Here is a 25,120-nt window from a genome sequence, read left to right as displayed (position 1 = left end):
AACAAATTTTAGTCATTTTTCGCCAGTCTTGATTTTTCTTTGGTTCTTTCTTTGCATCAAGGCAAAGAAAGAACAGAACCAGAAACGCGCAGCGTTCATCGAGACCAATTAAAATCATTGTGCACGAGATAAACTACAAATACTTCCTGATCTCCTTCTCCCAGATGTCGTACCCGGCGCTGACCATGTGCAGGTTGTCCGGCAGGAATACGGGCAGGGCCTCTCCGTTGCCATCCAGCATGGGATGGTACACGTCGATAAAGACGGCATTGCAGGGATGCTTCGCGGCAAAGGCCTTGATCATTTCATTGGCTTCCCGGAAGGTCTTCCACAGCTTTTTCCGGCTGGGACTGGGTTTAATGGAGATATAATAGATCTTGGTTTCGGGCAGCGCCGTATGAACACGATTAAAAAAAGTAACGAAATCGGCATACACCTTAGCCGCCGTCTTTCCGCCGGCAATATCGTTATCGCCTTCGTATACAAAGATCTTGGAAGGCCGGTAAGGCAGTACGATATCGTCGGTGTAATGCAGCAGATCGCTCAGCTGTGATCCTCCGAACCCTCGCTGGATCACGTCATAATCGGCAAAACGCGTCTTCAGGTCGCTCCACTTCTTAATAGAAGAGCTGCCGGTAAAAAGGATGGCTCCCTTGTGCGGCATGCCGGCCCGGTCCGCCGCCTTGAATTCATTGATTTCTTTCTGGAAGGGCCAGGACTGCTGCGCCTGCGCCCAAACGGTCATACCCGTGAAAAATAGGATCAGTAGGACTTTTCTCATACGCTGTTGCTTCATTTAATGACGTTAGCGGCTTCCCGTTAGACAGGCATGAGAACCCTGCTTCGCGGACCGCACGAAGGTAATGTACAAATCTTTTCCGTCAAAGGCTTCAGGCGCTTCCCTTTCTTTTGCCGCCGGCAAGCAGCACCACTATCCCGGCGACCACAATAACGCCTCCTGCATAAGCAGGCCAGCCCACGTGCTTGTTTTCCTTCTTGTCGATCTGGATCGGACCGGCATCCACTACTTTCTTTTTGGTCTGGAAGTTGATCCCGCCGGTAAAGATCAGCATCGCTATGCCGATAAGGATCAGTATAATGCCCGTTACACGCATAAGCCATGGTTTTAAGATAAAAAGAAACAGTAGAATTCTTCAAAAGATACTCCAATCCGTCGCATTTTCCAAATAAACAGCGACGACATGCACCGGCGCAGCAGCAGGCCGCCGAAAGCCATCCGCGGATATCGCCGCCCGGCTCCCGCAATCCTTATAACTCCAAAAAGACCCATGCCCGGGATTGTTCTTACTTTTGCAAAAATTTTCTCTTGAGTTCCATCAGACGACTGGCAAATCAGACTTTATGGTACGGGGGCAGCTATGTGGCCGCCCGCTTCCTGAATGTATTTTTAAAGTTCTTCCTCACCCATATCATCGCCATCGACAACTACGGCGTGGTGACCAAGGTATACGTCTACTCTACCTTCCTGAACGTATTGTTCACCTATGGCATGGAAACCACCTACTTTCGCTTTATACAACATAAGGAAGGCCGGAACGCCGTATATGCCACCTCGTTCTTTTCCGTATTCGGCACCACCATCCTGCTGAGCACGGCCATGGCGGTCTGCGCGGCTCCCATCTCCGATATCTGGAATATTCCCGGGCATCCCGAATGGGTGGTATGGTTTGCCGGGATACTGGGCTTTGACGCCCTCTGCGCTATTCCCTTTGCAAGGCTCCGGCAGCAGGGACGGCCGGTCAAATATGCCTTTATCCGCTTCCTGAACATCCTGATGCAGGTACTGCTCATCTTTTATTTCCTGGTGATCGGCCCCTGGGCAGGCGCAAGAGGTCATCGCCTGCCAGGCTATGACCCGGCCGTCGGTGTCGGCTATGTGTTTATTGCCAACCTGATCGCCAGCGCGGTAACGCTGCTGCTGCTATACAAGGAACTGCGCGGACTGCGGGCGGTCTTCGATCTGAAGCTGTGGAAGCAGATGATGCGCTATACCTGGCCGCTGATGATCGTCGGTTTCGGAGGTATGATCAATGAAGTGATGGACCGCGCATTGCTGGACAATCTGCTGCCCTACTCCAGGGACAGGGTGGAGACCATCCAGGCCATCTATTACTCCGGATATCTCTTTGCCCTGCTGATCAACGTCTTCATCCAGGTCTTCAAGATGGGGGCCGAGCCTTTTTTCTTCAACGAAGCGGGACGGGAGAATGCGCAGGCTACTTATGCCCGCATCATGAAGTTCTATGTGATCGGCAGCTGCTGGATGTTCCTCGGCATCGTGCTGTTCCGCGATCTGTGGAAAGCGCTTAACCTGGTGGACATCCGTCATTCTCCCGAATATGCCGGCGGCTTCGACGTGATCCCGCAGCTGGCCATGTCGTATGTATGTCTCGGCATCTATTACAACCTGGCCATCTGGTACAAGCTCACCAACAAAACCCTGTACGGCGCTTATATGACGCTGGCCGGCGTGGTGGTGACGCTGGTATTGAACATCTGGTGGATCCCCCGGTTCAGCTATGTGGGCTCCGCCTGGGCCAGCTTTCTTTGCTATTTTATTATGATGGTGATCTCCTTCGTGTGGGGACAGCGGCATTACCCGGTGCCTTACGAATGGAAAAAGCTGGGCGGGTATATGCTGCTTGCCGTAGTCGTGCTGCTGCTGCATGAGGGATTGCAGCGGCTGACGGGGCAGACCGGCCTCCGCGTCCTGGCCGGGGTACTTCTGCTTGGGGCGTACATGCTCTTTACCCTGCTGCGGGAACGGCGGGAGTTCAGCCGCCTGCCGGTCGTGGGTCGGTGGCTGGGCCGCTGAAGCCCTTCCACCGCTTACCCCTACCCCCTTACAAAGGGGTTGTGCCGTTTTTCATGCCCGATGGTGGTGGCGGGCCCGTGACCGGGATATACGGTAACGGCGTCATCGAGCACATACAGCCTGGTCTCTATAGAACGGACGAGGGTATCGTAGTCGCCCCCCGGCAGGTCGGCGCGGCCGACGCTCTCCCGGAACAGCACGTCGCCCCCGATCAGGAACTGCTGGGCCGGGCAGTAAAAGCAAAGGCTGCCCGGGGAATGCCCCGGCGCCAGGATCACCTCCAGCTCATCTTCCCCGAAAAGAATCGCTTTCCCTTCTTCAAGGAACGCCTCCGGCTCCGGCGAGGGCGCAAAGGGAGTCCCGTACAGGTTCCCGGCCTCGGGCGACCGTTCCAGCACGGGCAGCTCCAGCCGGTGCAGCCGGGGACGGAGCCCCCACTCCTGGCTCACCAGATAATTTCCGAAAATATGGTCCAGGTGGGCATGGGTATTGAGCAGCAGCCGGGGTTGCAGCCCCCGGGTGGTGATAAACCCCACCAGTTCGTTCCGTTCATTTTCAAAATAACAGCCCGGGTCTATAATGATACACTCCTTTTTTTCGTTAAGGAGCAGGTAAGTATTTTCCTGAAAGGGGTTGAAAAGAAAGCTGTGGATCGTCAACATTTTTAGTAAGCTTATTTTCGCTACTTTTATTACCGTAAAAATAGTCCATTATCAACAGATTCCGTATGAATCGCATGTTACGTAAGTTGTTATTGAGCGGGTGTATCCTCGGGCTGGCCTCCATGGCCTACGGACAAACCAACACAGTGGAATTCGGACAAAACAGGCTGCAATACAAAAATTTCAAATGGCGCTACCTGCAAACCGGCAACTTCAATACCTACTTTAACCAAAACGGACTGGAACTGGGCAAATACGTGGCCCAGGCGGCGGAAGCGGAACTGAACGATATTGAAAAGACCATGGACTACGGGCTGCGCCGCCGGATCAACATCGTGGTTTACAACAGCTTCGGCGAAATGAAGCAGTCCAATATCGGGATAGGGCTGGACTGGCAGAACACCGGCGGCACCACCAAGCTGGTCAACAACAAAATGATCGTCTATTTCGACGGGGACCATGCCGCGCTGCGCCGCCAGATCCGGGAAGGCATTGCGCGGGTGATTTTTGAAAATATGCTGATGGGCGACAATTTCGGGGAGTTTGCCGGGAATACCATGCTGCTCAACCTGCCTATCTGGTATACCGACGGCTATATCGCCTATATTGCGGAGAACTGGAATACCGAGCTGGACGGCGATCTCAAGGAAGCGCTTTACAGCGGCCGTTACCGCACCTTTAACCAGCTGGCGCTCGAAAAGCCAACCCTGGCCGGCCACGCCTTCTGGTATTATGTGGAAAACAAATACGGGAAAGACGCCACCTCCTACCTCCTCTACATCTCCCGCATGGAGCGCAGCCTTAAAAAGGCCAGCACCCAGGTGCTGCACCAGAAGTTCAAGAACGCCCTGCAGGACTTTATGACCTACAACTACCGGCGCTACCAGGATGACAATCGCCACCGCCGCCAGATTACCCGCGGCAGGCCGGTCACCACCCGCCCCACCGATGAGCGGCATGATTATTACCGCTTCCACCCCAATCCGCGGAACCGCGATTATGCCATGGTGGAGTTTAAAAAGGGAAAATACAGCGTGCTGCTGTACCAGGGCGCCTATAAGCCCAAAGTACTGCTCACCAGCGGGGTACGTCAGCTGCAGTCGCAGGTAAACCCGGATTATCCGCAGATTGCCTGGGATACCAAAGGAGGACGTCTTGCCGTCATCTACGAAGAACGCGGGAAACTCAAGCTGATGATCTATGATCTCATCAGCAGAACCCGCACCCACCAGGACCTGCCCGCTGATTTCCAGTCCATCAACAGCTTCCAGTACCTGCTGGATCATAACACCCTGCTGCTGTCGGCGGTAAAGAACGGCCATTCCGATATCTATACCTACAACATCAGCACCTTCCAGACCACCCCCATCACGCAGGATGTGTATGACGATCTGGACCCTTCCTTTGTGGCCTTCCCCGGGAAAAGCGGGGTGATCTTTTCCTCCAACCGTCCCTCGGCCTATGCCAAAGACGCCGACACCGTACTTCCGCACGATCATTATAATGTATTTCTGATAGACAACTGGAACAAGACCCAGGACAAGCAGATCAGCCGGCTTACGGAAATGCAGCATGGCGACGCCCGCATGCCTACGCAATACAACGATACTTATTTCACTTTTGTCAGCGACGACAACGGTATCCGTAACCGTTATGCCGGCTTTTTCAGGGCTACCCAGGACGGGCTGGACTCGCTTTATTTTGTGGGAACGGATATCTACCACAACCCCGAGCCGACGGAGCTGGACTCCGCCCTTCAGGCATACGGCAGCACCCAGCCGGATTCCGTAAAGGTGATCGCCATCACGCAGGACTCCACTTATGTATTCCCCATTACCAACTATATCCACGGTATCGTAGAGTCCAACATCGCGGGCGACCAGATGCAGGTTTCCGAGACCATCCGGCAGGGGGATTTCAAGCGGGTATACCGCCTGAGGACCGACACCATCGCCCTGCGCCGCCGCAACGTGAGCACGCCGCTGACCACCTACCGGCGCTATTCGCTGCATAAGGACAGCATTGCCCGCGGCCTGCCCATGTATTATGAGCATCCGGATACCACGCAGCCCGAACAGGGTAACTATTTCCAGAGCGAGTTTGGCTATGAGCCGCCGGACAGCAACATCATCATCAAGGAAAACGAAACGCTCACCCAGTCCCATAAAAACATACTGAAATCAGCCCGCCTGCTGCCGTACCACCTGAAGTTCTCTTCGGATTACCTCGTGGCCCAGCTGGACAACTCCGTGCTGATCAATCGCTACCAGCCTTTCATGGGCGGCGGAGGCCCGATCTATCTGCAACAGCCCTTCAACGGTATGATACAGGTAGGGGTAAGCGACCTTTTTGAAAACATCAAGTTCTTCGGCGGGTTCCGCGTCCCCTCCAACCTCAACGGAAGCGAATACTTCTTTGGCTATGAGAACCTGACGCACCTGGTAGACTGGAAAGCGGTCTATTACCGCAAGGTGGACCGGTTGTCGTATTCCGACGGCAGCGGTAACCCTACCCTGAACGAAGGCAAGCTGAAGACCAACCTCTACCAGATCACCGCCCGTTATCCCTTTGACCCGGTGCGGAGCGTGCGGCTGACCCTGGGATACCGTACCGACCAGAACGTATTCCTGGCCAAGGATCCGACATCCCTGCCCAAGGGGCCGCTTGATTATACCCAGACGTATGGCCTGCTGCGGCTGGAATACGTCTACGACAATACCACTAACCCGGCCATGAACATCTGGAACGGTCTTCGTTACAAGGTGTACGGGGAGCTGTTCCCCGAGCTGAAGGGTCCTAAAAAATCCTTTACGTTCAATGCCGGCGCCGACGCCCGCTACTACCTGCCCATCTATAAGAACTTCATCTGGGCCACTCGCGTGGCGGCAGACTTCTCCTGGGGCGACCGGCGGCTGCTGTATTACCTGGGTGGAGTGGACAACTGGCTTTTTCCGAAGTATGATGCCACGGTACCGGTGAACCACGCAGGCGACAATCCCCCCTATTACGCCTACCAGACACTGGCGGAAAACCTTCGCGGCTATCCGCAGAACGTCAAGAACGGCACCAATGTGCTGCTCCTCAATACGGAGCTGCGGTTGCCGGTGTTCGCCACCTTTATCGAACAGCCCATCAATTCCAATTTTATCCGCAACTTCCAGCTGACCGCCTTTGCCGACATCGGCACCGCCTGGAACGAAAAGCTGTCCTTTAAAAACGAGGGCTATTCCAGCTATCCCAATGTCCCGACCGACCCCACAGTGATCCTCCAGATCAAAAACAATTTCCTGGGGCCTTTTGCCGGAGGATACGGATTCGGAGCCCGCACGGCGCTGGGCGGCTATTTCCTGCGGCTGGACGCGGCGTGGCCCATGACCGGGCTCTTCGAAGGGAAGCCGATGTGGTACCTGGCCCTGGGCGTGGATTTCTAAGGAAGGCTATCCCGGCCCGCGTAGACCGCTAAATCAGCCTGGGTATAAAGATCAGCAGACCGATGACGGCGGCTGTGGCGGCCGCCACCAGCACGGCGCCGGCCGCCAGGTCCTTGATATATTTCACCCGTTCATCCCGGACCGGGGACAGCAGGTCCATCATCTTCTCGATACAGGTATTGAACACTTCGGCGCAGAGCACGAGGCCGATGGAAAATGCAATGCCTGTCCATTCTCCTTTTGTCAAACGAAAGACCAGCCCTGCCAGCACCACCAGGACCGCCGCCAGCAGGTGGATCCAGGCATTGTGCTCGGTACGGAAAAACCGCAGCAGCCCGCTGAAGGCATACCGGAAGCTGCAGAGCCGGCTGCGGAGCGAAAATTTTTCTTTGCTTTCCATCCCCTAAAATTAGTTATTGTCGCTTGTTTCCGCCCTGCAGGCCATACCAGTCTATTTTCCGGGAATAATACATCAACAGGGTCAGTATGGAAAACAACCCTACACTGCCGGCCAGGAGGGAGAAATCCTCCAGCTGCACCAGCGTAAAAATAAAGCCGTACAGCAGCGCCAGGATACCGGATACCAGCAGGGTAAACCGCCGGCTCCGGAAGACCCACCAGCTGTACAGCGCGATCAGCCCTACGACGGCCACTGCCGCAATACCATAGGCCCAGGAAAAGCGGAGATATTCGGAAATCGAAAGCAGCAGGGTATAAAAGACGCACAGCGCCAGGCCGATCAGCAGGTATTGGAACGGATGGACGCGGCCGCCGCCCCGTGTAGCTTCTAGCAGGAAAAAGACGATAAAGGTGAGCGCAATAAAGAGGATGGCATATTTCACGCAGCGCATGGTTTGCTGATAGGCATCCACCGGCAACATCAGGTTCACCCCGAAGGCCGCATCCTGCAACTTGTACGAAGCGTCCGTCCAGTGCTGCGGAAAATTACGGTTCAGGTGAAAGACCTTCCATTCGGCCTCAAAGCCCTGCGGCGTTACCCGGCGTTTATCGGGAAGGAAGCTGCCGTCAAAGCTCGGGGTGGGCCACGGCGAACGCAGGCTGAGGGTAGTGGTCGCCCCCAGCGGCACAAAGAAGAGCTGTCCGGAGCCTTTCACCTTTAAACGGATATCGAAAGCAAAGGAATTCTTGTCCTGACCGCTGCCCACTACCGACACAGGAACGCTGATACCGCTCTTCAGCGATGTATTTTCAGGAAGCCCGGGCCGGAAAAGCAAGGAAGTATCTGCCCAGCGCAGCATCACCTGGTCCTCCAGCCCGCGCACATCGTCCAGCCCCAGCATCAGGAATGCCTCATCGGTCAGCAGGTCTTCCCGCGCGATCTTCATGCCTTCCGGCTGCAGGTCGTCAAACCGGCCGCTGATATGCAGATCCGAACGGTACAGGATCACTTCGTAGATCCCGCGGTATCTTTTTTCCGGGATGATCTTACCGTCGATATGCAGCTGGTCGGGTAAGAAATAAGCCAGCTCCCGGACGAGCTCGCGCTGTCCTTTTTCGTCATAAACATGTTTCAGGTAAGGTATCACCAGTACAGGAGCGCTGACCGTCTGCCCGGAAGCCCATTTGTTGCTGACTTCCTTGACCGCCTCCTGCCTGCGGGCCTCGCGCTCCCGTACCAGGGAGCTGATAAAGGCGGTGGGAATGAGCAACAGCAGGGCCAGGATGCCGATCGTGCAGATTTTGATGACGAGGCGGTTCCGCTCCCAGAAAGAAACAAGTGAATTTTCCATATTTTAAATTTTAAAAGTGCTTTGCAATACAAAGTATAATGACAAAAAAATTACCGCAACCCGCTGATCATCTGCTCCAGCGCCTCAAGATGCTGCTTAAATGCTTTTTCCCCCGCCCGCGTAACCGAATAGGTGGTATTGGTCTTTCTCCCGACAAACCCCTTCCATACCTTGATAAAGCCGTTTTCCTCCAGCGTCACGAGGTGGGAAGCCAGATTGCCGTCGGTAACGTCCAGCAGCTGCTTCAGATCGTTAAAGCTGACCGCTTCGTTGACCATCAAAACGCTCATGATCCCCAGCCGGATACGGCTTTCAAATAATTTATTCAGTTGTGCGATCGGATTTTTCATACCATCAGGTCGGGATGATGCGGCTCATCCCTTATATTTCTTCCACATGATCAGGCCATAGACTATATGCAACAACCCAAAACCGAAGGCGCAAAAATACAGGGTATAGGACTCAAAAAACAAGCAGACCAGCCCCAGCAGAATTTCAAGCAGCCCCAGGTAACGGATATCCGTCAACGTGTACTTCCCGGCATTGACCAGGGCAAGACCGTAAAATACCAAACAGCCGGCCCCGATAAAATGGTACTCGTGCCGGTAAAGCATGCCCAGCAGGAAGATACCGCCGGCAATCAAAGGAATAAAAAGATTGACCAGCAATCTGCGCGAGCCGGCGTTCCAAACCGGCAGATGACGGCGACGGGTATGCAGCCAGGTAAAGACAATAACCGAGACCAGCGCACAGAAAAAGGTCAGCCCCGCCACCAGAAACAACTGGCGGATCAGCTGCGTCTGGAGCAGCAGTCCGTCCAGTCCTTGTCCGCCGGCAGAGAGGCTCCCCTGATACCGCAGGAGCACTTGCTGCCCCCAGGCAGCCCCGGCCAGCCCACAAATGCCGGCCGCCACACCGCTCCACCCGCTCAGCGAGAGAAAGCGGGAAGAGCGCTCCATGATCCGCTTTATGTCTGAAAGGGTTTCCAGGGATTGTTTTTCATCCATATAAAGTACTTTGCACAACAAAGTAAGAGTAAATCCGGATATCTGTCAAATTTATTTTTTGTACGGGCCAGAAGGTTCCCCACGGGCGCTGCTTTACCGGCGCTCCCCGACGGCGGCCCGGCTGTCTTCCCAAAGACAAAATTGCCGTACTTTGCGGGGGGAAATTTATGAGAAACTACCGGCTTCTTATCCTTGGGGCCTGCATGGGCATACTGACCTGCAACCTGGCCGAGGCACAGCAGAAAGTGGTTCATGGTGTAGTGCGGGATGCACATACCGGAGAGCCGCTGCCCTTCTCTACCCTGCAGTTCAACGGGAGCAGCACCGGTACCACCAGCGACGAGAACGGCAGCTACACCTTTACCCTGCCGGCGCTTCCCGCAGACAGCCTCACCGCCAGGACCCTGGGCTACACTTTACAAAGCACCGCGCTTGATCAAACCGCAGATACCCAAACGATAGACTTTTCCCTGTTCCGGCAGGAATATGCCCTGAAGGAATTTGTGATCCATTCGGGCAGCGACCCCGCGCTGACGCTCCTGAAGCTCATCATCAGACACAAGCCGCTCAACGACCCCGACCTGCTGGACAACTATACCTACAAGCTCTACAACAAGCTGGAGCTGGACATCAACCGCCTCAACCGGGAAAAGCTGCGTCACTCGAAGCTGTTCAGGCCATTTGCCTTTATCCTGGATAACATGGACAGCAGCGCCGAAGAAAAACCCTTCCTGCCGGTATTCCTGACCGAAACGCTTTCGGATTATTTCTACCGGCGCCAGCCCAAGAAAACCAAGGAACTTATCCTGGCCAGCCGTACCTCCGGCATCAAAAACAAAAGCATCACCCAGTTTCTCGGCACCACCTACCAGAATGTAAACGTGTATGAAAATTTTATTCCCGTATTCGATAAAAAATATGTGAGCCCCATCAGCAATGCCGGCGCCGCCTATTACAACTATCATATCGCCGATACGCAGTACATCGACAACAGGCGGTTTTTCCAGGTCAGCTTTTCCCCGAAAAGAAAAGGGGAAAGCGCCTTCTTCGGGGATTTCTGGGTGCACGACACCACCTATGCCATCCTGCAGGTATCCATGCAGGTCAGCAAAACGGCCAACATCAACTTTGTGGGCCGGGTCAGCCTGGTCCAGGAATTTCAGCAGCTCGCAGGCGGGCGCTGGTTTCCCCGGAAGGATATGTTCGTAGCCGATTTCAAACCCATCGGCGACAAACGGCCGGGACTCATCGGCCGGAAGACCGCTACCTATGATCAGGTGGAGATCAATAACGATTCGGCGGTGAATGCCGTCCTGGAAGCCAAAGCTTACCGGGACAACAACATCTACGTGCTTCCCGGGGCTGCGGCCAAAACCGATACCTTCTGGCAGACCCACCGCCAGGATACGCTCAACCGCCGGGAAAAAGGGATATATACCATGGTGGACAGCCTGCAGCATATGCCCCTGTTCAACAAATATTCCAACATCATCCAGTTTGTCGCCACCGGTACCAAAAAGTTCGGCCCGCTTGAGATCGGCCCTTACTATTACTGGTTCAGCATGAACGACCTGGAGAAGTACCGGGTCCGCTTTGACCTCGGCACTACCCGGGAGCTGCTCAAATCGGTTTACCTGAACGGCTACCTCGCTTATGGCTTCGGAGACCGGCAGTTCAAAGGCAAGATCGCGGGTCTCTGGCTGCTGGAACGGCATCCGCGCTCCTACCTGTACGGTTCTTATACGCACGACCTGGACAACGGCGTGCAGTACCAGGACCAGATATCAACCGATAATATTTTTACCCTGGCCATCCGCAAGCCGGACATCCCCCAGAAGTTCGTGATGATAGACGAAAAACGGTTTGAGTTTTACAAGGAAGGGTTCAGCGGTTTTTCCCAGCACCTCAGCGTGGTGAACAAGCAGTTCCAGCCTTATGCACCCCTCCCGGACGCCTCCTTTTTCGGACAGGGCAAGCAGAGCGATCCGCTGCATGACATGCAGATACAGCTGAGCCTCCGTTATGCGTGGCGGGAGAAATTCCTGGAAGGCTCGTATTACCGGGTGAGCCTGGGCAGCCTCTACCCCATCGTGCAGCTGGACCTGGCCGCGGGGCTGAAAGGGGTGCTGAACGGTCAATACAACTACCGGAAAATAGGGCTCAGCATTTCGGACCAGATGCCCATCCCTCCCCTGGGCAGCCTGTACTACAACTTCTTCGGCGGGAAGATATACGGCACCTTGCCCTATCTTTTCCTGGAGATACACCCCGGTAACGAGCTCTACTATTACGACAAGTATGCCTTCAACATGATGAACCGCTACGAGTTCCTCAGCGACCACTATGCCGGCTTCAACCTGGAGCACGAGATCGGGGGCGGTATCTTTAACTATCTGCCGGGAATCCGGAAGCTGAAGCTCCGCCAGTTCTGGACCGCCAAGGGCGTTATCGGCGGGCTTTCTGCCGCCAACCGGGAGCTGAACATCACCCATACCGGCTACCCGTTCCGGACCCTGGAGAACCATCCTTACCTGGAGCTCGGCACCGGCGTGGAAAATATCCTCCACTTTATCCGGATAGACTGCGTATGGCGGGTAGCGCCGCGGCCGCAGCCCGGCGAGCCCCTGCAAAAAAGGTTCGGGGTATTCGGCAGCTTCCGCCTGCAATTCTGAGCCGGCGTCGTCTTCCGGCGACAGCTATCCCTGCGCCGCTTCATCCGCCGCCCGGAGGATCACCGCACAGGCTTCCCGGATCTGCTGCTCCGTGATGATCAGCGGCGGTACAATACGCAGGCACTGCGGAGCAAAAAGAAACCAGTCTGTCAGCACCCCCTGCGCTATACAGCTGCCGATCACCTGCCGGTTTATTTCCGCCGAATCAAATTCCACGGCCAGCATCAGCCCGCGGGAGCGGACCGCCTTTATCGCCGGATGCGCCAGCAGGCTCCGGAACAATTGTTCCTTTCCGGCGATCTGCGCTATCCATCCCTCCCGGAGAAGGGCTTCCAAAGCAGCGGCGCCGGCGGCACAGCAAACGGGGTGCCCCCCGAAGGTAGTGATATGCCCCAGTACCGGCTGCGCCGAAAGCGATTGCATGATTTCACGGCCGGCGATAAAAGCGCCCAGCGGCATGCCGCCGCCCAAGGCCTTCCCCAGCAGCAGCACGTCCGGCACGATCCCATACTGCTCAAAAGCCCAGAGCGTGCCGTTGCGGCCGAAGCCGCACTGGATCTCGTCAAGGATCAGCAGCGTGCCCGTTTCGCTGCAGCGCCGGCGTAAAGCGTGTAGCCATTCCCGTTGCGGCGCGATCACGCCGGCTTCGGCCTGTATGGTTTCCGCAAATACACAGGCCGTTTGTCCGGTGATCCGCTCCAGGGCGGCAGGATCATTGTACCGCTCATGAGAGATGCCCGGCAACAAAGGACGGTAAGCATTGCGCCAGTACTCGTCGCCCAGGATGCTCAGCGCGCCCTGGGTAGAGCCGTGATAGCTGTCCCTGAAAGCTACGATCTCCCGTCGGCCGGTATAACGCTTGGCCAGCTTCATCGCCCCTTCTACCGCCTCGGCGCCCGAGTTGGTAAAATACATGCAGTTCAGCGAAGCCGGCAGCTGCTCCGTGAGCAGCCGGGCATATTTCACCTGGGGAGACTGTACAAACTCGCCGTACACCATCAGGTGCAGGTACCGGCCGGCCTGGTCCCGTATGGCCTCCGTTATGCCGGGATGACCGTGACCCAGGTTACAGACGCTGATGCCGCCGATCAGATCGAGATACTGCTTATCCTCCGCATCGTAGAGGTACATGCCCTCCGCGCGGACGATCTCCAGCCCCATCGGCGCATCGGAGGTCTGGGCTACATGCTGCATAAAAAGCTGACGGTTGGTCATCTTCGGGATCGTTGATATATTTATACAAAAATAGGCGCTCTGCAGCCGGCGGCCAAGATTCGCAGCCGGCGTCTGCCAAATTGAACATTTTATCCGGCCTAACCATCCGGGTATTATCTTGCATCCTATAATATCCGTCACCCCAAAACCGTTTTAGCCGTATGCCTGTAATATTACCAGTAGAAGGAAAATATCCCGGATTCGGATCCGGTTGCTTTATCGCCCCGAATGCCACGATCGTGGGGGATGTACTGATGGGCGACGAGAGCAGCGTCTGGTTCAATGCCGTGGTCCGGGGGGATGTGAACAGCATCCGCATCGGTAACCGCGTGAATATCCAGGACGGAGCAATCGTCCACTGCACCTATCAGCGGACAAAAACGATAATCGGAAATAATGTCTCCGTCGGCCATAACGCCATCGTGCACGGCTGCACAGTGGATGATAATGTACTTATCGGCATGGGGGCCATCGTGATGGACGGGGCCCATATCGGCAGCAACTCCATCATTGCGGCGGGCGCCGTGGTGACCGAAGGAACGATGGTGCCGCCAGGCTGTATTTTTGCCGGGGTACCGGCAAAAAAGCTGAAGGATATCCCCGGAGACATGGTGAGCGATGAGATCAACCGTATCGCAGAGAATTATGTGAAATATGCAGGATGGTTCAAAAAAGAAAACGGCCCGCGCACCGGGGAGCAATGAATTGCTGCCCTTAAGCGGGAGGAGGATAAAGGGCGGAGGACTGAAACCGCTGCTGCTGGCCCTGGTCTTGCCGCTGGCGGGGTGGCAGCTCTGCGGCTGTGCACCCAAGATTTACAAACCGCCGCCCCTCGGCGCCGAGCACAAATTCGACGAAGGCGTGCTGCGGCCGGAAAAGAAGCCGCGGCAGCTGTTCGACAAGAAGATGAACAAATACCTGCAGGAACGGGGTATGATGCAAAAGCGGGTGCCGGCCCGGGGCGCTGACTCCTCCTGGAGAGCTCCTGCTCCCGCTACCACTCCGGCGTCTCCAGCGAATCCAGTATCGTCAGATAGCTCTCGTACCGCTCCGCGCTGACTGCCCCCTTTTCCACGGCATCCCTGACGGCGCAACCCGGCTCGTCGATATGCAGGCAATTGTTGAACCGGCATTTTCCGATATAAGGCTGCATCTCGAGGAAGTAATGTGAAAGCTCGGCTTTTTCCATATCCACAACCCCCAGCTCACGGATGCCCGGGGTATCGATGATCGCTCCGCCCCCCGGTTCCGGAAGGGGGAACATCTCGGCAAAGGTAGTGGTGTGCATGCCTTTTCCGGACCAGCCGCTTACCGACTGTGTTCTGAGCTGCGATCCCGGTATCAGCAGGTTGATCAGGGTGGACTTGCCCACCCCGGAATGACCGGAAAAAAGGGTAATCTTACCCGACAGCAGCTCCCTCAGGGGATCGACCCCCTCCCCGCTGACGGCAGCCGTCCCCAGCACCGTATAGCCGATAGCCTCATACAGCGCTTTCCAGAAGGCATACCGCTCCTCCTCCTGCCGCCGGTGCAGATCGCTTTTGTTAAAAACCAGGATCGCGGGGATATGATAAGCCGCCGCCGTTACCAGGAAACGGTCGATAAAGCCCTGCGAGGTACGGGGGGTGCGCAGGCTGGCCACCAGCAAGGCCTGGTCCAGGTTGGCGGCGATCACATGCCGGCTGGGACGGTGGGGCGATGACCGTACCATATAATTCTTCCGGGGCATGATGCGGGTGATCATCGCCGTATGCCGGGCGGCATCCTCCGGCTCCAGCTCCACGACGTCCCCCACAGCCACAGGATTGGTGGAGGTGATGGCCTCGTCGGCCCTGAACTTGCCCCGGATACGACACTGCCATACCGTGCCCGCATCGGCACGGGCGGTATACCAGCTTCCGGTTGACTTACAGATAACGGCTTCCAAATACGCGGGTTTGACCGCTGTAAAATTAGTGGGTTTTGGGATAACGTGTTTACCGCGTACACATCTCGCACTTTAAAGCGGTCTTCTTCCCCGGAGAAAGAATATTTTTTTATTTTTAACCTATTATATCCCCGCTAACCTGCCCGGCTGTATGAAAAAAATACTGTTTGCCCTCGCCACCCTGCTCCTGCTGACACAGCAGCTTCCCGCCCAGCACTACGAACCCAACTGGGCCTCCCTGAACAAAAGAGGCATCCCCGCCTGGTTTCACAAAGCCAAGTTCGGCATCTTTATCCACTGGGGCGTCTATTCGGTGCCGGCCTTTGCCCCCGTGATCCCCAACAGCGGCTACAGCTATGCCGAGTGGTACTGGAACCGGCTGGAGAGCAAGGATATGAAGGGGGATACCGCGGTAAAAAACTTCCATGCCCGGAACTACGGCCGGGATTTCCCCTATCGCAACTTTGAAAAATCCTTCCGGGCCGAGCTGTTCAACCCGGCACAATGGGCAGAGATATTCCGGGAGTCCGGCGCCCGCTATGTGGTGCTCACCTCCAAGCACCACGAAGGATATTGCCTGTGGAACAGCCCCTGGGCAGACCGCTCCTGGGGACGGCCCTGGAATGCGGTAACCGGAACGCCGCACCGCGACCTGCTCGGCGATCTTACCCAGGCCGTAAAGGACGCCGGCCTGCGGATGGGCTATTACTATTCGCTGTACGAATGGTTCAACCCCCTCTGGAAAACCGACAAGCAACGCTATATCCGCGAAGTGATGACGCCCGAGTTCAAGGACCTCGTTACCCGCTATAAACCCTCCATTATCTTTTCGGACGGCGAATGGGAGCTCCCGGATACGGCCTGGCACAGCCCGGAACTGCTGGCCTGGCTTTTTAACGAATCCCCCGTGGCCAAAGAGGTGGTGGTAAACGACCGCTGGGGCAGCAATACCCGCGGGAAAAATACCGGCAGCACTTACTCCACTTCCGAATACGGCAGCGGCATGGGGCCGGATGTGACCTGGGAAGAAAGCCAGGGCATCGGTTTGTCCTACGGCTATAACCGGATGGAAGCGCTGAAAGATTACAAAAGCAGCCGACAGCTTATCCTGATCCTCGCCGATATCGTGTCGCGGGGCGGCAACCTGCTGCTCGATATCGGACCGACCGCCGATGGACGTATCCCCGTGATCATGCAGCAGCGCCTGCTGGATATCGGCAGCTGGCTGAAGACCAACGGGGAAGCCATCTATGCCACCACCCCCTGGAAGGCAACCCGGCAATGGAGCGCGGGTAAAAGACCGGAAGTCAAAAAGGCCAGCTATATGGCCGCCTATGATATCAGCAAGCTGGTCGTGCCGCGGGACGACCAGGCCCATATCGAAATGTTTTTTACCCGGAAGGGAAACGACCTGTATTGCATCCTTCCGAACTATATGCCTGTAGTAAGCATCCGGAATTTCAGTCCGCCGGCCTCGGCAACGGTCAGCCTGGCGGGAAGCAGCCGGAAGATCAGCTGGAAACAAAACGGGGAAAACTGTGAGATCGATCTCTCCGGTATCCGTCCGGGCGATATTTCTCTGCCCTTTGTGATCAGGGTGGAGAACGGACTTCCGGAAGGTAAAAGGTAAAGGGTTAAAGGCAAAAGGCCCTTCACCTTTGACCTTTCTCCTTTTACCTCTTTTTCACGGCAGGCTCCGGAACACCGTATAACGCAGCACGATCTCGAGCAGCAGCAGGCAGAGGGCGGCCAGGGCAAAGGGATAAAACAGCTCTGCATAGCGCTTGTAGGAGGATATCTCCACCTTTGTTTTTTCCATATCGTCGATGCGCTGATAGATATTTTGCAGCGAATTGTTGTTGGTAGCCCGGAAATACTGCCCGCCTGTGCCCTGGGCGATCTTTTGCAAAAGCGCCTCGTCGATCTGTACATCCATGTTCTGCATCTGTACGCCTCCTCCCGGCAAAGGTACCGGGTAAGGCGCCACGCCGCGCGTGCCCACACCGATGGTATACACGCGTATCTTATAGGACTTGGCAATTTCGAGGGCGGTGAGCGGATCCACCAGGCCCGTATTGTTAACCCCGTCGGTAAGCAGGATGATCACCTTACTCTTGGCCTGGCTGTTCCGGAGCCGGTCCACGCTGGTGCCCAGTCCCATACCGATGGCGGTGCCGTCCTGCAGCATGCCGCTGTTGACTTTTTTGATCTGGTTTTCCAGCACGGCATGATCGGTGGTAATGGGACATTGCGTAAAGCTTTCCCCGGCGAAGATCACCAGCCCGATACGATCCGAAAGACGATGTCTCACAAAATCCAGGGCCACCTTTTTGGCCGCCTCGATGCGGTTGGGATGAAAGTCCTGGGCCAGCATGCTGCCGCTGACGTCGATCGCCAGTACGATGTCGATGCCTTCGCTGTTGATGGTTTCCGACACGTTGGAGCGTTGCGGTCTGGCCAGCGCCACCACCAGCAGGAGGTAAGCCAGGAGCCGCAGCACGAACAGCAGGGGCCGGAAACGGACCTTCCAGGAGACCGGCAGGTCCTTCAGTCCTTCGAGCGAAGAAACCCGCAGCGTAGCCTGCGCTCCTTTCCGCCGGCGGAGATACCACCAGATCATGACGGGTACCAGCAGCAACAGCAGAAAGAAAAGCGGGTAGGCAAATTCGATATGGCTGAGATCAAACACGTTCATCATTTTTCCTCCTCCTCTTTCGGCTTTGTCCATTCCAGCAGCTGATAGGCGCTCTTCATGCAGCGTTCATGTTCTTCCTGCATCGGCTGCAGCTTGGCAAATTTAGCCAGGTCTGCCGTCTGGAGGATATACTGCAGGGTCTCCCGCCGCTGGCTGAGCTGGGTTACCTTCTTTATCTGCTGCAGCACCTCGTCGGTGGTCAGCTCCATCGCCGGAATGCGGAACTGCCGCTCCATATAAATACGGAGGATATCGGTAAGCCGGATATAATACGTTTTTACCTCGCCGGCCTGCCATAGCTTTTCCGCCTCCAGCTCATGCAGCGCCTTCAGGGCCGTTTCATACGGCGGCGGAGGGGGGGCCGCAGGGCGCTCCTGCAAAGGCTTTTTACGGCCGCGGTAACGCCGCCAGACAAAAAAGGCAATAAGCAACGCGAGGAGGATGGCGGGTATATACCAGAAGTCGATAAGATTTACGGGCACCCGGCGGACATCCTTGATCGGGCGGAAAGGCTGGGTGGTGTCGACAGGCACGGTGTTGACCATTACCTGCAGCGGGGAGGTATGCAGCGTATCCGGCGGCGTGCTCCCTCCGGCGGCCTTCCATCCGAAGGACAGCGCAGGCACCTGCCAGCGGCCGGAATCAAAACCCGTCAGCACGATGGCCTGCCGGTAAGTTTGCTGAGCGCCATTGGTGAGCGTATCGATCTTTCCCCGGTCCACCACCATAAGATGGTTGAAGGTATCCGGCACCGTTGCCCAGGAAAACCCGCCCCGGGAAGCGTCTGCCTGTCCCTCCAGCAGCAGGCGGAACTGCTGTCCGATCAGGATATGCGAGGAGTCGATCCTGGCCGATACCTTTGGCTGCTGTGCGCAGGCGAAAGTAGCCGGGAACAGAAAGGATATAAAGAATAATAATGCAGTGATTCGGTTTCGCTTCATACTGAAAAAATCAACCCCGGTTAAATCCGCTTACTGAAAAAAGCCTGCAGGGCTTTTACATAGTCCTCGTCGGTACGGATGCTGAGCAGCTCCGCCCCGCTTTTGATGAATGCCTCGCGGCAATACCGCGCATGCTCCTGGAATTGCCGGGTATAAAACTCCTGCACTTTCCGGTCGGAAGCATCCACCCAGCGCAGCTGCTTTGTTTCCGCATCCTGCATCCGGATCAGCCCGGCGGGCGGCAGCTCTTTATCATGCCGGTCATATACATGCACCCCCACCATATCGTGCTTCCTGGCGGCAATGGTAAGCGCCTCCTGGTAATGCGGGGCCGCCAGGAAATCGGAAACGAGAAAAACGATGCTGCGTTTCTTGGCGGCGTTGTTAAAAAAGCGAAGCGTGTCCCGGATATTGGTGCCGTTTTTCTTCGGCTCCAGGGAAAGCAGCTCCCGGATGATGAGCAGGATATGCGATTTGCCTTTCTTGGGCGGGATATACTTCTCCACCCCTTCGCTGAAAAAGATCACGCCTACCTTATCGTTATTATTGATCGCGGAAAAGGCCAGTACGGCACAGAGCTCGGTGATCAGGTCCTTTTTGCGCTGCTTTACGGTGCCGAAGGCGGCGCTTTCGCTGACATCCACCAGCAGCATCACGGTCAGCTCGCGCTCTTCCTCAAATACCTTTATAAAGGGATGGTGAAAGCGGGCGGTCACGTTCCAGTCGATGGCGCGCACGTCGTCCCCGAACTGGTATTCCCGCACCTCGCTGAAATTCATACCGCGCCCCTTAAACGCCGTGTGGTATTCCCCGGAAAAGATATGATTGGAGAGCCCACGGGTCTTGATTTCTATCTTGCGGACCTTTTTTAATAACTCGGATGTATCCATTCAGCTGATTGTTGTCGGCAGATATGCCGGAAGAGCGCATCAGGGCACTTCCACCACGTTTAATATCTCGCTCAGTATTTTCTCGGTCGTTACGTTCTCGGCTTCGGCCTCGTAGGTCAGCCCGATGCGGTGCCGCATCACGTCGAAGCAGATGCTGCGTATATCTTCGGGGATGATATACCCGCGGCGCTTCATAAAGGCGTAGGCCTTTGCCGCCAGCGCCAGGTTAATGCTGGCGCGGGGCGATGCCCCATAGGCGATCAGCGGCTTCAGCCTGGGCAGCTTGTAATCCCCCGGCGTACGGGTGGCAAATACGATATCCAGGATATACTGCTCTATCTTTTCATCCATATACACTTCGCGCACCAGCTGGCGGGCTTTCAGGATGTCCCCGGGATGCACCACGGGGGCGATGGGCTGGATGCCCTGCGGCTGCAGGTTCTGCCGGATGATAAGCCGTTCCTCCTCTTTGTTGGGATACCCGATCACTACCTTCAGCATAAAACGGTCTACCTGCGCTTCCGGCAGCTGGTAGGTCCCTTCCTGCTCGATGGGGTTCTGCGTGGCCAGCACCAGAAAAGGCTCTTCCAGCTGAAAGGTGTTCTCCCCGATGGTGACCTGCTTTTCCTGCATGGCCTCCAGCAGCGCGCTCTGCACTTTGGCGGGGGCGCGGTTGATCTCATCCGCCAGTATGAAGTTGGCAAAGATGGGACCCTTCCGCACCATAAAGGCATTCTGCTGCTGATTGTAGATCATGGTGCCGACCACGTCGGCCGGCAGCAGATCGGGGGTGAACTGGATGCGGCTGAACTTGGCATGGATGGCCGCGGAAAGGGATTTGATGGATAAGGTCTTCGCCAGCCCCGGCACTCCTTCCAGCAGGATATGGCCCTGACCCAGCAATCCGATCATCAGCCGCTCTACCATATATTTCTGACCCACGATGGCCTTTCCCATCTCCAGATTCAGCAGGTCTACGAAGGCGCTGGCCTCGTGGATTTTTTCATTTAATGCTTTAATGTCGTACGACGTACTTTCCATGTGCGCTTGTTTGTTCCTGAATGTCGTTAAGAGATACTAAAATAACAATTAAGTTTGCAAAATAGCGATGTAAGCAGGTTCCGGCTGTTAAAACAATGTTAAATGGCTGATTTTGTGCAATAAACGAACAACTGATGGAGCAATATGCAGAGCGGTGGCAGGCGCTTAAGGACGCCCTGAAAAAACGTTTTGGAAAAATCCCTCATATGGAGGCGCTGCTGTTTCTGATCGGGGTCCAGGAGGTGGGGCAATCCACCGCCGCCGGTTTCAGCAAGGAAGAGAAGCAGGACCTGATACACGTGGCCGTATGTACGCTGCTGATGAACCGGGGGTATTACCGGCTGGCCCGCAAGGATGCGGAGGGTTGGCCGCATTTCGAACCGACCGAACGCCTGCCCGCCATGACGCTGACCGAGCAGGCGCGGATGCTGCGGGAAGAGGCCATTCTTTATTTTGAAAAACAAGGTCTGATATGAAAGCGTCTTTGCTGTTTGCCCTGCTGCTGGCGACCACCCTGGCCACTGCCCAGCACCGCAGGGTAAAGATCATCACGCCTTACGGCACGATGCTGGTGGAGCTGAGCGACAAAACGCCGCAGCACCGGAATAATTTTCTCCGGCTGGTAAAAAAGCATTTTTATGACGGCCTGCTGTTCCACCGGGTGATCAAAGACTTTATGATACAGGGCGGCGATCCTGACTCCCGCAAGGCCGCGGCCGGCGCCCCGCTGGGCGACGGCGACGTCGGTCATACGGTGCCCGCCGAGTTCAGGCCGGAGCTGTTTCACCGGAAGGGCGCGCTGGCAGCGGCCCGGGAAGGAGACGACGTCAACCCGCAAAAGGCCTCGTCGGGCTGCCAGTTCTACCTGGTGCAGGGCCGGACCTATACCGATGCGGAAATGGATCAGATCGCGCAGCGCTTCGGGCATGATATCCCTCCGGACCACCGGGCGGTTTACAAGACCACGGGCGGTACGCCTTTTCTGGACATGAACTATACCGTTTTCGGACAGGTGCTGAAAGGCATGGAAGTGATCGATAAGATCGCAGCGCTGCCGACCGACGACCGCGACCGGCCCCTGAAGGATGTGCCGATGAAGATCCGCCGGGTACATAAATTTTTATTCTTCTGATAGCATCAAAACCTTTATTTTCGCATTAAAAGCCTGTACCCATGAACTTCCCGGCAACCCTCAGATATACCAAAGACCACGAATGGATCCGTCTGGAGGGCGATACCGCCACCATTGGCATCACGGAATTTGCACAGCGTGAGCTCGGCGATATCGTATACGTGGAAATCGAGACGGTGGGCAAAACCCTGGATGCCGCCGTAGTATTCGGGACGGTAGAGGCGGTAAAGACCGTATCGGATCTTTATCTGCCCGTTGCGGGCACCCTTACTGAAAAAAATCCGCAGGTGGAAAGCACGCCGGAGCTGGTGAATCAGGATCCCTACGGCGAAGGCTGGCTGGTGCGAATGACCGTGAAGAATACCGCGGATATAGATACCCTCCTCGATGCGGCCGCTTATGAAAAGCTGGTGAGCGCATAACTTTATGAAGTCCAAAAATCCCTTTCTTCTTTTTATACCCGCGCTGGTATGGACCCTTATTGTGCTGACGGCAACCCTCATGCCGGGCCGGGATGTGCCCCATGTTTCCATCTTCGACCGCTTTCCCCATTTTGACAAGCTGGTGCACGGCACGCTTTTTTTCGGGTTTGTCTTTTTATGGGGCTGGGCCTTCCGGCAGGCCCGGGGCATGCACCATCTCTTCCGCCTGCTGCTGTTTGTTACGCTGGCCGGCATAGCGCTGGGTATCGGTATCGAATACCTGCAGGAATATGTGGTAAAACGTGATTTTGAATTCCTCGATATGGTAGCAGACGCCACCGGGGCCGTGATCGGCCTGCTCCTGCTGCTGCTTTTCCCTCAAAAAAAGAAGGTCAGGGGTTGAAATCCCCGGGCTGCAGCCCGCTGTTGAACTTCACCTCCTGCACCCGTATGTCGATCTTTTGCCCGCCCGCATCAACGATGGTTTCGTAGGGAATCTTTATACCTTCCACCTCCCGGTAATCGCGCAGGTCGGCGGTCTGTACCATCTCTCCCTGGGGTGTTTTGCGGGGAGGGCTCGTTTCCCGCAGCTTGAGGCCGGTGGAGGTGTCGTAATAAGCGGAATGTTTTTCACCGGAAGGGTCGGTAATTTCCAGCGCATACACCGCTTTGCCGTCCACCGTTTCTATCCCTTTGAGCCGGAGATCATATTTGCCGTTGCCGTAGGTCAGTTCGGGAAAGGGCTGCGCCCGTGCTTTCAGCCCGGCCTTCGTCTTGTCGTCAACAGGCAGCGGCTGACCCATCTGCCACATGCCGGCGCTGTCTCCGTTTACTATGGTCTGCGATACGCTGTGGCCGGCCATGCTCATGTTCATAAAAAAATGATCCGGCAGCAGGTACTTCTGCTCCATTTTTAAAGTCTGCCCCATTACCTCGGCGCCGGACATAATATGGACATCTTTTATACCGCTCAGCTTTTCTTCCCCACCGACGGCCTCCAGGTATTTTTTGATAACGGCGCTGGCCGTCATGCCCGCCGGCGCCTGCTTTTTCAGCGGCGGGGCTACCTTGTTGCCTTCTCCGTCGTAATACTGTACCGGTCCGAAGGCCGCCAGCTTACCGGCAAATTCCGAGGCATTTCCCACCATGACAAGATGAATGCGGTCCGGCGTCACAAAGCGGCGCGCCGCGGCCTGCACAGCTGCGGGGGTAACGGCCGCGATGCTTTTCAGATAATCCCGGTAATAATCCGCCGGCATATCATACATGGCCACATCGATGGCAAACTGGGCGATGCGGGCGGGGCTCTCCAGTGAAAGGGCAAAGTTACCCGACACGGTGTTTTTGACGCTGTCCAGCAAAGCCGGGCTGACCGTTTTGTCCCGGATGCGGTTCAGCTCATACATAAAACGGGCCAGCGAGCTATCGGTAACGGCCGTACGCACATCTCCACTGGCAGAGAAGGCGCCGATGACGGGATCGACGGAAAGTGAGGAATAGGCCCCGTAGGTATAGCCGTATTTCTCCCGGAGGTCCTGGAACAGCCAGCCGCTGCTGCCCCCGCCCAGCACGGCGTTCATGAGCGCAGCGGGAAAATTCACCGCCTCGCCGGGCTTCAGCATCACGGGGTTGATGATCTCTATATTGGTCTGGACGGAGGCCGGACGGTCTACCAGGGCGATCAGGGCCTTGCCGGGCTTCTGCGGCAGCGGGTAGGTATGACGGGGCACGCTGCCGCGCTTCCAGCTGCTGAAATAACGCCTTACCAGGGCTTCCGCACTGTCCCGGGTAATATCGCCCACCAGGGCCATGTAGGCCACGTTGGGCTTCCAGTAAGTCTCATAATATCCGCGTATGTCCGGTACCGTTATCTTCTTAACCGTCGCTTCCGTTTCCACTTCCCCGTAGGGATGATCCGCGCCGTAGGTGACTACTGCGGCAACATTGGACAGCATGCTCTCGGGGTCGTCTTTGGCGGAAGCCAGTCCGGAGAGGGTCTGCCGCCTTATCTTTTCCAGTTCTCCGGCGGGGAAGGAGGGATGCAGCACCACATCGGCCATCAGGGCAAAGATCTGCTCAAAATTTTTCTGCAGCCCGGAGCAGCTGGCGCTGCGGGAGCCGGTCCTTACCTGGCCGCCCAGGAAGTCGATGGCCTCGTCGAGCTCGGCCTTGCTGCGGGTGGTCGTACCGCGGCGCATCAGCGAGCCGGCCATCGATACATAACCCACCTTGTCTTTTTCCAGTACGGGATCGAGCTTCAGCACCAGGGAAGCGGTTACGGTGGGCAGCTTATGATTTTCCACCACAAATACCTTCAGGCCGTTGGCGAGGGTAAAGCTGTCCGGCGTACCGATATTTACGGCGGGGGCGGGATCCGGCAGCGGGGCATGGGAACGGTCCGGCTGCTGGGCCTGCAGGGCGGCGGCGATCAGCAAAACAGGAAAAAAGAGAACCGGAAATTTCTTTATCATGATAACGGGATTTGAGCATTTATCAAA

Annotated in this window: 24 protein-coding genes; 10 read left to right on the top strand and 14 right to left on the bottom strand. The window is 56.1% G+C overall.

The window, feature by feature from the left end; translation table 11 throughout:
* Positions 1-133 precede the first annotated feature (133 nt).
* A complete protein-coding gene (locus ABD851_RS01905) occupies positions 134-781 on the bottom strand; it encodes a GDSL-type esterase/lipase family protein (RefSeq protein WP_344974448.1) in 648 nt (215 codons plus the stop codon).
* 109 nt (positions 782-890) lie between these two features.
* Complete coding sequence (locus ABD851_RS01900; RefSeq protein WP_344974445.1) at positions 891-1,115, bottom strand: hypothetical protein; 225 nt, start codon at positions 1,113-1,115, stop codon at positions 891-893.
* Between the two features lie 212 nt (positions 1,116-1,327).
* On the opposite strand from ABD851_RS01900, the gene ABD851_RS01895 reads away from it, so the two are divergent.
* Positions 1,328-2,836 carry a lipopolysaccharide biosynthesis protein gene (locus tag ABD851_RS01895; RefSeq protein WP_344974442.1) on the top strand — a complete coding sequence of 503 codons (1,509 nt, stop codon included), beginning with the start codon at positions 1,328-1,330 and terminating at the stop codon, positions 2,834-2,836.
* A 20-nt stretch (positions 2,837-2,856) separates the two neighbouring features.
* Here ABD851_RS01895 and ABD851_RS01890 read toward each other — a convergent pair whose 3' ends face one another.
* On the bottom strand, positions 2,857-3,498 hold the full coding sequence (locus ABD851_RS01890) for an MBL fold metallo-hydrolase (protein WP_344974439.1): 642 nt from the start codon (positions 3,496-3,498) through the stop codon (positions 2,857-2,859).
* A gap of 65 nt (positions 3,499-3,563) precedes the next feature.
* Between ABD851_RS01890 and ABD851_RS01885 the strand changes: the two genes are divergently transcribed.
* Positions 3,564-6,929: a hypothetical protein gene (locus tag ABD851_RS01885; protein WP_344974437.1), complete on the top strand. Its 3,366-nt coding sequence runs from the start codon at positions 3,564-3,566 to the stop codon at positions 6,927-6,929.
* A gap of 28 nt (positions 6,930-6,957) precedes the next feature.
* Here ABD851_RS01885 and ABD851_RS01880 read toward each other — a convergent pair whose 3' ends face one another.
* The 4 genes from ABD851_RS01880 to ABD851_RS01865 are packed head-to-tail and all read right to left on the bottom strand — an operon-like array spanning position 6,958 to position 9,687.
* Positions 6,958-7,329: a diacylglycerol kinase family protein gene (locus ABD851_RS01880; protein WP_344974435.1), complete on the bottom strand. Its 372-nt coding sequence runs from the start codon at positions 7,327-7,329 to the stop codon at positions 6,958-6,960.
* Between the two features lie 13 nt (positions 7,330-7,342).
* Positions 7,343-8,680 (bottom strand): cell envelope integrity protein CreD, encoded by a 1,338-nt coding sequence (gene creD, locus ABD851_RS01875; RefSeq protein ID WP_344974432.1) that lies wholly within the window; start codon positions 8,678-8,680, stop codon positions 7,343-7,345.
* Positions 8,681-8,730: 50 nt separating this feature from the next.
* A complete protein-coding gene (locus tag ABD851_RS01870) occupies positions 8,731-9,030 on the bottom strand; it encodes a winged helix-turn-helix domain-containing protein (RefSeq protein ID WP_344974429.1) in 300 nt (99 codons plus the stop codon).
* A gap of 24 nt (positions 9,031-9,054) precedes the next feature.
* Positions 9,055-9,687 carry a hypothetical protein gene (locus ABD851_RS01865; protein WP_344974426.1) on the bottom strand — a complete coding sequence of 211 codons (633 nt, stop codon included), beginning with the start codon at positions 9,685-9,687 and terminating at the stop codon, positions 9,055-9,057.
* Positions 9,688-9,854: 167 nt separating this feature from the next.
* On the opposite strand from ABD851_RS01865, the gene ABD851_RS01860 reads away from it, so the two are divergent.
* A complete protein-coding gene (locus ABD851_RS01860; RefSeq protein WP_344974423.1) occupies positions 9,855-12,359 on the top strand; it encodes a DUF5686 family protein in 2,505 nt (834 codons plus the stop codon).
* 24 nt (positions 12,360-12,383) lie between these two features.
* Here the strand turns inward: ABD851_RS01860 and ABD851_RS01855 are convergent, their stop codons facing one another.
* Positions 12,384-13,574: an aspartate aminotransferase family protein gene (locus tag ABD851_RS01855; protein ID WP_344974420.1), complete on the bottom strand. Its 1,191-nt coding sequence runs from the start codon at positions 13,572-13,574 to the stop codon at positions 12,384-12,386.
* 161 nt (positions 13,575-13,735) lie between these two features.
* Here ABD851_RS01855 and ABD851_RS01850 point away from each other — a divergent pair, with 161 nt between their 5' ends.
* Positions 13,736-14,278: a gamma carbonic anhydrase family protein gene (locus ABD851_RS01850; RefSeq protein WP_344974417.1), complete on the top strand. Its 543-nt coding sequence runs from the start codon at positions 13,736-13,738 to the stop codon at positions 14,276-14,278.
* Positions 14,229-14,633 carry a hypothetical protein gene (locus ABD851_RS01845; protein ID WP_344974414.1) on the top strand — a complete coding sequence of 135 codons (405 nt, stop codon included), beginning with the start codon at positions 14,229-14,231 and terminating at the stop codon, positions 14,631-14,633. Before ABD851_RS01850 ends, ABD851_RS01845 begins: the two co-directional genes overlap by 50 nt.
* Here ABD851_RS01845 and rsgA read toward each other — a convergent pair.
* Positions 14,569-15,501 carry a ribosome small subunit-dependent GTPase A gene (gene rsgA, locus ABD851_RS01840; RefSeq protein ID WP_344974411.1) on the bottom strand — a complete coding sequence of 311 codons (933 nt, stop codon included), beginning with the start codon at positions 15,499-15,501 and terminating at the stop codon, positions 14,569-14,571. The two genes, ABD851_RS01845 and rsgA, sit on opposite strands and share 65 nt — an antisense overlap.
* Before the next feature lie 151 nt (positions 15,502-15,652).
* On the opposite strand from rsgA, the gene ABD851_RS01835 reads away from it, so the two are divergent.
* Positions 15,653-17,131: an alpha-L-fucosidase gene (locus ABD851_RS01835; RefSeq protein WP_344974408.1), complete on the top strand. Its 1,479-nt coding sequence runs from the start codon at positions 15,653-15,655 to the stop codon at positions 17,129-17,131.
* Between the two features lie 54 nt (positions 17,132-17,185).
* Here ABD851_RS01835 and ABD851_RS01830 read toward each other — a convergent pair whose 3' ends face one another.
* Genes ABD851_RS01830 through ABD851_RS01815 form a run of 4 tightly spaced genes read right to left on the bottom strand, consistent with a single transcriptional unit; the run spans position 17,186 to position 21,068 of the window.
* On the bottom strand, positions 17,186-18,229 hold the full coding sequence (locus ABD851_RS01830) for a vWA domain-containing protein (protein ID WP_344974405.1): 1,044 nt from the start codon (positions 18,227-18,229) through the stop codon (positions 17,186-17,188).
* On the bottom strand, positions 18,196-19,137 hold the full coding sequence (locus tag ABD851_RS01825; RefSeq protein ID WP_344974402.1) for a hypothetical protein: 942 nt from the start codon (positions 19,135-19,137) through the stop codon (positions 18,196-18,198). The genes ABD851_RS01830 and ABD851_RS01825 overlap by 34 nt, the downstream gene beginning before the upstream one ends.
* A gap of 20 nt (positions 19,138-19,157) precedes the next feature.
* Positions 19,158-20,027 (bottom strand): DUF58 domain-containing protein, encoded by an 870-nt coding sequence (locus ABD851_RS01820; protein WP_344974399.1) that lies wholly within the window; start codon positions 20,025-20,027, stop codon positions 19,158-19,160.
* Between the two features lie 39 nt (positions 20,028-20,066).
* Positions 20,067-21,068: an AAA family ATPase gene (locus tag ABD851_RS01815; RefSeq protein WP_344974397.1), complete on the bottom strand. Its 1,002-nt coding sequence runs from the start codon at positions 21,066-21,068 to the stop codon at positions 20,067-20,069.
* Positions 21,069-21,202: 134 nt separating this feature from the next.
* On the opposite strand from ABD851_RS01815, the gene ABD851_RS01810 reads away from it, so the two are divergent.
* Genes ABD851_RS01810 through ABD851_RS01795 form a run of 4 tightly spaced genes read left to right on the top strand, consistent with a single transcriptional unit; the run spans position 21,203 to position 23,025 of the window.
* On the top strand, positions 21,203-21,544 hold the full coding sequence (locus ABD851_RS01810; RefSeq protein WP_344974395.1) for a hypothetical protein: 342 nt from the start codon (positions 21,203-21,205) through the stop codon (positions 21,542-21,544).
* Positions 21,541-22,200 carry a peptidylprolyl isomerase gene (locus tag ABD851_RS01805; protein WP_344974392.1) on the top strand — a complete coding sequence of 220 codons (660 nt, stop codon included), beginning with the start codon at positions 21,541-21,543 and terminating at the stop codon, positions 22,198-22,200. The genes ABD851_RS01810 and ABD851_RS01805 overlap by 4 nt, the downstream gene beginning before the upstream one ends.
* Positions 22,201-22,241: 41 nt before the next feature.
* Positions 22,242-22,622: a glycine cleavage system protein GcvH gene (gene gcvH, locus ABD851_RS01800; protein WP_344974389.1), complete on the top strand. Its 381-nt coding sequence runs from the start codon at positions 22,242-22,244 to the stop codon at positions 22,620-22,622.
* 4 nt (positions 22,623-22,626) lie between these two features.
* Entirely contained in the window at positions 22,627-23,025 is a 399-nt protein-coding gene (locus tag ABD851_RS01795) for a VanZ family protein (protein ID WP_344974386.1), read from the top strand.
* Here the strand turns inward: ABD851_RS01795 and ABD851_RS01790 are convergent.
* Positions 23,015-25,093 carry an insulinase family protein gene (locus ABD851_RS01790; RefSeq protein ID WP_344974383.1) on the bottom strand — a complete coding sequence of 693 codons (2,079 nt, stop codon included), beginning with the start codon at positions 25,091-25,093 and terminating at the stop codon, positions 23,015-23,017. The genes ABD851_RS01795 and ABD851_RS01790 overlap by 11 nt on opposite strands.
* Between the last annotated feature and the right edge of the window lie 27 nt (positions 25,094-25,120).

The sequence above is a fragment of the Compostibacter hankyongensis genome (assembly GCF_039541075.1).
Classification (GTDB): Bacteria; Bacteroidota; Bacteroidia; order Chitinophagales; family Chitinophagaceae; genus Compostibacter; species Compostibacter hankyongensis.
This window is presented reverse-complemented; position numbering and strand designations above follow the sequence as displayed.